The organism is Leisingera sp. F5 (assembly GCF_001593695.1).
The window spans coordinates 1-2,122 of sequence record NZ_LUKH01000561.1 but is presented as its reverse complement, the minus strand read 5'-3'; the positions used below and the strand labels follow the sequence as shown (position 1 = coordinate 2,122).

Here is a 2,122-nt window from a genome sequence, read left to right as displayed (position 1 = left end):
GGTGCGCAAGGAGGCCTGCGCTGATGTCGCCGCAGAAATCGACTTGGGCGCCGTTCTGAAACTGGGCCGGTCGGAAATGATGTCCGGCGGACGCCGCAAGCAGGCCCTTCTGGGCGACGCCATGGAGGCGGTGATTGCCGCAGTCTACAAGGACGCAGGCTTTGAGGCCGCGGCGGAAATGATTCTGCGCTTGTGGGGGCGCCGTATCCATCAGGTCGAAAGCGACGCACGCGACGCCAAGACCTCGCTGCAGGAATGGGCGCAGGCGCGAGGCCAGAAACCGCCGGCCTACATTGAAGTGTCCCGCAGCGGCCCGGATCACGCGCCGGTTTTCACTATTGCAGCACGGTTGCAGGACGGAACCGAGGCACAGGCGACCGCAGGTTCCAAGCGGCAGGCCGAACAGGCCGCCGCAAAGGCACTGCTGGAACAGCTCGGTTGAGCCATCAGGTCACGCGGATGAAACCCGTGAGGCCGGTTTTCTGGTGCTCGATCACATGGCAGTGAAAGGCCCAGTCGCCCGGATTGTCCGCAACAAGCGCGATCTCGGCCACCTCATCCTTCAACAATAGCATGGTGTCCGTCACCAGCGGCGGCAGCGTGCGCAGGTTTGAGCGGATCGGGATAAAGGCCAGCCCATGCAAATGGATCGGATGCAGGTTCGGCGATTCATTCCTCAGCCGCAGCACATAGCTTTTGCCGCGCTCGAGTGTCGCCAGCGGCCCGGTGCCCTTGGCCGCATCTCCGGCCCAGGGCGTGCGGTTGATCGACCAGAAACTGTAGCCGAGAGAACCGCAATACCCATCATTCGGCGGTCCGCCCTCAGGCGTCCAGCCAAAGACGAAATCAAGCACCTCAGCGTTTGTTGGATCTGGCCGTGAAATGGGATTGGCAGGCGGCGGTTTCAACTCGGCCATGTTCCGTGCCAGGTTTGTGCCAACCGACCGCAACTTCGCCATGGTGCGGGTGGGCTGGCCCGGCAGCTCTGCCAGCAGATCCGCCGTCTGCCCCTCGCTTGCAGGCATGCGCAGCGCGAAATCCACCCGCTGGCCAGGGCCGACCAGCAGCGGCTCCGTGGCAGAGAGCAGGGGAACGTCAATTTCCACCGGATGCCCGTCCCAAGCGATGATCCGTGCCTGGTCTGTACTAAGATGCAGCTTGTAGATCCGCGTGGTATCCGTGTTCACTATGCGCAACCGCACCAGCCCGCCCGCGGGGTGATCGTAAACCGGCGCCCGCAGCCAGTTCGCGGTCAGCACATTGCCGTGGGTTCCGCCGCGGGCCGCGCCGCGGGCGGAGTAGTAGGACAGGAAGGCGCCATTCCCATCCAGCCGGAAGTCGCGCAGGTTGATCACCTGGTCACCGTCGAAACCGGGATCCTCTGCTTCCCTGATTACCATCACCCCGGTCAGCCCATGCGCCATCTGCGCCATGGTCATGCAGTGCGGGTGATACCAGTAGGTGCCGGCATCCGGCGGAGTGAATTCATACTCAAACGACTCGCCGCCGGCGATCGGCATTTGGGTCAGATAGGGCACCCCGTCCATTGCGTTGGCGATCCGCAGTCCGTGCCAGTGCATCGCGGTGTAATCTTCGGTGCCGTTGGCCACTCGCAGGCGCATGGGGTTGCCCTGGGTGCCATAAATTACCGGCGGCGGCGCATCCGGCGACAGGCTCACCAACCCGTCTGTTGGTTTTTCGCGAAAGGCAAAGCGGGCGGTCTGGATGGTCAGCTGCTGTTCGGTGCTGCGGGCTGCCCCCCAGGAAGCGGCGCCCATCACTCCTGCCGTCGCAGCAGTTCCAAGCAGAAAGTCACGGCGTTTCATTGGAAGCCTCCCTAAGGCAAAATGTCATGAAAAGCCTGGCTCGCGGAATGGCTTGGCGCTGCGGTTGTCACATTGGATCTGCCACAGGTCTTTGACATAGGGCAAGGTTGTGGGAAGATGCCGGTGGCCCGTTGAAAACGCCTCTGGCCCCTATGGGTGAAATCCTGTAGTTGGTCTGCTCTGCAAACAGGACCAGTACAGATGACCACACGCGCCGGATTCGTTGCCCTGATCGGAGAGCCCAACGCGGGCAAATCTACCTTGTTGAACCGCATGGTCGGGGCGAAGGTCTCGAT

Annotated in this window: 3 protein-coding genes; 2 read left to right on the top strand and 1 reads right to left on the bottom strand. The window is 62.6% G+C overall.

What is annotated here, in order from left to right; translation table 11 throughout:
* A partial coding sequence (locus tag A2I95_RS33270; protein ID WP_291736703.1) for a putative dsRNA-binding protein occupies positions 1 to 442 on the top strand: 442 nt, incomplete at its 5' end.
* 4 nt (positions 443 to 446) lie between these two features.
* Here A2I95_RS33270 and A2I95_RS33265 read toward each other — a convergent pair.
* Positions 447 to 1,826, bottom strand: a complete 1,380-nt coding sequence (locus A2I95_RS33265; RefSeq protein ID WP_291736700.1) for a multicopper oxidase family protein — start codon at positions 1,824 to 1,826, stop codon at positions 447 to 449.
* A 201-nt stretch (positions 1,827 to 2,027) separates the two neighbouring features.
* Between A2I95_RS33265 and A2I95_RS33260 the strand changes: the two genes are divergently transcribed.
* Positions 2,028 to 2,122, top strand: a 95-nt coding sequence (locus tag A2I95_RS33260; protein ID WP_291736706.1) for a GTPase, incomplete at its 3' end; no start/stop codon positions are given.